4 protein-coding genes are annotated in these 4,958 nt (G+C 71.3%); 2 read left to right on the top strand and 2 right to left on the bottom strand.

Features of this window, described 5'->3' with window-relative positions; genetic code table 11:
* Both D7V88_RS38870 and D7V88_RS38865 read right to left on the bottom strand, forming a co-directional pair.
* A partial coding sequence (locus D7V88_RS38870; protein ID WP_147449062.1) for a peptidase associated/transthyretin-like domain-containing protein occupies nucleotides 1-430 on the bottom strand: 430 nt, incomplete at its 3' end.
* Nucleotide 431: 1 nt separating this feature from the next.
* The gene (locus tag D7V88_RS38865) at nucleotides 432-3,200 is read right to left on the bottom strand and encodes a TonB-dependent receptor domain-containing protein (RefSeq protein WP_120545576.1); all 2,769 of its coding nucleotides are present in this window, start codon (nucleotides 3,198-3,200) and stop codon (nucleotides 432-434) included.
* 379 nt (nucleotides 3,201-3,579) lie between these two features.
* Between D7V88_RS38865 and D7V88_RS38860 the strand changes: the two genes are divergently transcribed.
* Together D7V88_RS38860 and D7V88_RS38855 are read left to right on the top strand one after the other, a co-directional pair.
* Entirely contained in the window at nucleotides 3,580-4,689 is a 1,110-nt protein-coding gene (locus D7V88_RS38860; RefSeq protein ID WP_120545575.1) for a GRAS family protein, read from the top strand.
* On the top strand, nucleotides 4,686-4,958 hold a 273-nt coding region (locus tag D7V88_RS38855; RefSeq protein WP_147449061.1), incomplete at its 3' end, for a CinA family protein. The genes D7V88_RS38860 and D7V88_RS38855, both read left to right, overlap by 4 nt.

The following is a 4,958-nucleotide window of genomic DNA, read 5'->3' as shown; positions in this document are numbered from 1 at the left end:
GCGGGAAGGCGATGGCGCTTCCCTGGGGCCCTACGTCCACGCTCGGCTGGGCATCCCACGGTCGCAGTGTGGGAAACTCCACGTCGTCCTGCATCGAGAGCAGGACGAACATTCCCCGCCCGCTCGCATCCAGCGGCAGCGCCAGACGCAGCCGGGACTGCTGTTCGTTGATGTCGTGCCAGTTCACCACATCGCCGGAGAGCAGCTCGAAGGTGAAGTCGCCGCTGGCCTCCGTGGTGGCGGTGCTCAGGGGGGAATAGACGCCGTCGCGCCGACGCTCGAGGGTGAGCGGCGCGCCGGCCAGCGGGGTGCCGTCCAACTGGCGCATGCGGCCGTACGCGAAGATGGGGTCCTCCGGATAGCGCTCGCAGCCGGAGTGGGTGAGGGCCAGGAGTCCCAGGCCCAGGACGGTGAGGGAGGCGTGGCGCATGTCAGTAGGTCGCCTTGAGCCCGAACAGCGGGAGGATGACGGGAATCTGGACGGGCTTGCGGACGGGGAAGAGGCCGGTCTCATCCGGGTGGCCCTCGGCGTAGTGGTTGTAGGCGATGACCTCCTGTTGCGCGGAGAGGTTGAGCACGTCGAGCGACGCATCCAGGGTGAAGTCCTGGTAGGCCCATGACTTCGCGACGCGCGCGTCCACGCGGAAGAACGGCGCCAGCCTGCCAGCGCGGTCCAGATCCTGGCGCACCCAGCGCGCGTCGCCGTTGGCATCCGTCACCCAGCGCTGCGTCTGGGAGGTGATCTGCCCGGACTCCGGACGGCCGGTGTTGAAGTGCACCACCGTGCCCACCGTCCAGTTGTTGCCGAACTTGTAGCTGAGCGCCGCGTTGAACACGTGCGCCTGTTCGAAGGCGAAGGGCAGGCTGCCTTCCACCGTCTCCAGCACCCGGTTGTCGTCGCCGATGCGAGCGAAGCGCGTCTTCCGCTTGCTCTGAAGGAGGCTGTAGGACACCCAGCCGAACCAGTGGTTGCCCAGCGGGTGGCGCGCCATCAGGTCCAGGCCATAGGCGTAGCCGGTGGTGGCCGGGTCCTGTCCCAGGCTGCCCCGGCGCCGGCGGTTCTCCGCCACGTCCACCAGGTCGAACTCCACCGCGCGGGACAGCGGGTTGAAGTACGCGTCCGCGCTCAGCTCCAGCCCGTCCATCGCCTTCCACTCCGCGCCCACGTCGAACTGTGCGCCGGACTGGAGGCCGTAGCGCAGGCTGGCGGTGTCCACGGCGGGCAGGTGCAGCAGCACGGTGGGCGGCTGGTGGAACAGGCCTGCGCCGCCCTTGAGCGTGAGGGTGTCGGTGAGCGTGTGGCGCACGGACAGGCGCGGCTCCACCGCGGTGAACGTGAGGCCCGGCACCAGGTGGTACGCGTCCACGCGCAGGCCCGGGGACACCACCCACTTCTGCGACGGCCTCCAGGTGACGGACGCATACGCGCCGGAGAAGGTGGCGATGGCGGAGGGCTTCTTGAGCGGATCCGCGTCGTCGGACGGGCGCCAGCCGGGAGGCCGCGCGGTGCCGGTGAGCGTGGTGGCGGAGCGGCGGTGCTCCACGTCCGTGCCCACGGCCAGCTCCAGTGAATCGGTGAGCACGCGCTTCCACCCGGCGCGCGCGGAGACGCTCGTCTGCTCCAGGCCGTACTCGCCCACGGGCCGGATGACGAGGGCGGTTCCGACGCGCTGGGTCTGCTCGCCGGTGAGGCCAAGGCCGTCCCAGCCCAGCGTGATGCCGACCTCGCCCTCGCCGCCCGCCAGCGGGTGCGTGCCGCGCAGGTCGATGCGGTGGAAGCGCGAGGTGACGCCGCCGCCCTCCGAGCTTTCGAGCTGCTCGGGCGACAGGCCCACGTCGTCGGAGCTGCCCAGCGCGAACAGGCGCAGGCGGCCCTGGCCCACCTTCTGTTCGACGCGCGCCTGGTAGTCCCAGAAGCCCGCGCGCACCTGCTCCGCTTCCGGACGGTTGAGCGCGTTGGCGGTGAGCGAGATGAGCAGCGCGGAGTAGCTGAAGCGGCCGGCCACGCTGACGCTGGTGCCGGTGGATTCGAAGGGCTGCTCGATGAAGCCGCCCGCGTTGAGCAGGTCCGCGTACGCGGTGAAGTGCAGCCGGTCCTCGCGCGGACGGCTGAGCCTTCCTTCCACCGCGCCGCCCAGCACGCGGCCGTACTGCACCGGCGGCGTGCCCGGATAGAAGTCCACGGTGTCGATGAAGTCCGGGTGCACCACCGCGGGCCCGAGCAGCAGGTGGTACAGCATCGGGATGCGCACGCCGTCCAGGAAGAAGCCGGTGGCGGCCGGCTGACTGCCGCGCACCACCGGGTAGCTGATGCCGGACGCGAGGCTGCCCACGCCCGGCATCAGCATCACCACGCGGAACGGGTCGCCCAGCGTGCCGGGCACCTCGCGGATCTCCTGCTCGTGCAGGCTGATGCGGGTGACCTCCGTGCGCGGGCGTTCATCGCGCACCACGGTCTCGTACGGGTTCACCTCGCGCGGCTGGAGCCGGTAGACGACCTGGAGCGTCTGGCCGGCCTCCAGCTTCTCCTCGAACACCGTCGTCGCGTGGCCCGGAGCGCGGACCTCGATGCGGTGCGCGCCCGGTGTCACGTCCAGCGTGAAGAGGCCGCGCGGATCGGTGGTGCCGGCGGGTTCCCGCGCCCCGTCGACGAACAGGGCCGCGTCGGCCAGCGGCTTGCGGGTGCCTCGCGCGCGCACCTCGCCGGTGAGGTGGGTCGTCGATGCGGGGACCTGCACGGGCGGAGCGAAGCGGTAGAGGAACGGCAGGCGCACCGCCACGGGTGTGCCGCCCAGCGTGGCCGGGGTGAAGCGCAGGCCCGGGGCGGCGGCGAGCGCCGCGTCGGTGAGGCGCGGCTCGGCGGCGGCGCGCGTCACCTTCGCCTCCGCGACGCGGCCCTCCACGTCCACCAGCAGCTCCAGCTCCACCTCACCGGCGGTGCCCTCCAGTCCTTGCGGCCATGCGGCGGGCGCGTCCGCGGTGAGGGTGGGGGGGATGAGCGCGGTGTCACCCGCGTCGGGGGCGAGGCCCAGGCGGGCGGCGTCCTCGGCGGAGAGGGTCTGTCCTCCGTCGGTGGACTGGACGTCCACCTCCACCGTGCGCGGCTCGCTGGTGCCGGACGGGACGCCCTGTGCGTGCGCACGCGTGCCAGCAAGAAGCAGGAGGGCCTGCGACAGCAGGACAGCACGACGGAGGAACATGGGTGGCCGATTCAACACCGGGCCCTCCCGGAACTGTCACCGCAGGCATCCATGGGACTCCATCGACACGTGTCCGGGCAGCCCTCCCGGCCCTGGATGGCGGGTGGCCCGTGAAGTTCATACGGCCCGGCCGGGCAGTTACGGCAACGAAATCTCGTGCGAAGGCTAGGGGACCTCGGTCCCATGGTTGCCATTGTGCTGCTGCGTCCCTCCACTCCCGCAGGCTCCCGCCAGTCCGCCCGCGAGGGTTGGCGGGATGTGCACGCGGACACTGCGGGATGCGCCCGCGGTGCGTGCCCCTGGAGGGAGGAACAGGGGGATCGCTACAGTTTTTCAAGTCGAGCGGAAGCCACGGCCAGGGCTTCCCATGGGAGGACGCATGCGCACGCCGAAGGATGAACTGCTGCTCCAGGCGATGGATCATGCGTTGTCCTCACGGACGATGGAAACGGTGGAGACCCTGGCGGCGCTGTACCGGCTGCTGGATGTGGAGCGGGTTTCGGAGGACGAGAACTACGGGGTGTTCGCCACGGCGCTGACGCGGAGGTTGGAGGGCGCGGCGGGGGCGCTGCACCCGTACCGGGCCTCGGAGGTGGATGGCGGCGGGAGGCAGATCGACCTGTTCCGTCAGTTGATGGAGCACCTGCCGCTGGCGTCGGCGGCGGACGCGGTGGCGAACACGCTGCTCGCGGGGTTCCTGCGAGGCCACGAAGAGGTGACGCTGCTGGACGTGGGCATCGGCCAGGGGCGGCAGGAGTGCAACCTGCTGCGCATGCTGGCGAAGGCGGACGCCCTGCCAAGGCACCTGTCGGTGGTGGGCGTGGACCCCTGCGGGGCGAGCCTGCGGGAGGCGCACGGCGCGTTGATGGCGGTGGCGCGGGAGGTGGGGGCGTCGCTGGAGTTCGTGGGGTTGGAGTCGCTGGTGGAGGACCTGGACGCGGCGGTGTGGCAGGCGTTGCGAGGGGTGCGCCGGCCGCTGGTGGTGAACGCGGCGTTCGCGCTGCACCACGTGGTGGACGGTGCGCCGGAGGGGCCCGAGCCGCGCGACGTGGTGCTCGGGAGGATCGCGGCGTTGGGGCCGGTGGGGGTGGTGTTGTGCGAGCCCCACGTGGATCACCACCGGGCCCCGGCGCGCGAGCGGCTGGCCAACGCGTGGCATCACTTCTCCCGCGTGTTCCAGTTGCTGGATACGCTGGCGGTGCCAGCCGGAGAGCGCCGCGCCATCAAGCGGTTCTTCGGCCGGGAGGTGGATGACATCGTGGGCACGGTGAACGAGTCGGAGCGGTGTGAGCGCCACGAGACGTCGCTCGTCTGGTGGGAGCGGTTGCGCAAGGCGGGCCTCCGGCCGAAGGGCGCGATGGAGGCGGTGTGTCCGCCGGACGTGCACCCCGAGGTGGGGCTGCGCGCGGAGGAGGGCACGGTGGGCATCACCTTCCGCGACGACGTGCTGGTGGCGGTGCTGGCGGCGGTGCCGAGGGAGGGCGCATGAGCAGCGACCTGGAGGCCCTGGCGCCGCGAGTGATTGCGCGCTGTCGGGAGTTGAAGGTGCGACTGGTGCTCGCGGAGGCGTGCACGGGAGGGCTCATCACGGCGGCGCTGACGGATGTGCCGGGGGCGTCGGCGGTGGTGGAGCGGGGCTTCGTGCCGTATTCGAACGAGTCGAAGGTGACGCAGTTGGGGGTGCCGCTGGATTTGTTGCAAAGGCATGGGTCGGTGAGCGTGGAGTCAGTGGGCGCGATGGTGACGGGGGCACTGGAG

The organism is Corallococcus terminator (assembly GCF_003611635.1).
Taxonomy (GTDB): domain Bacteria; phylum Myxococcota; class Myxococcia; order Myxococcales; family Myxococcaceae; genus Corallococcus; species Corallococcus terminator.
The sequence above is the reverse complement of the archived record's forward strand: the minus strand, read 5'-3'. Positions and strand labels throughout refer to the sequence as shown.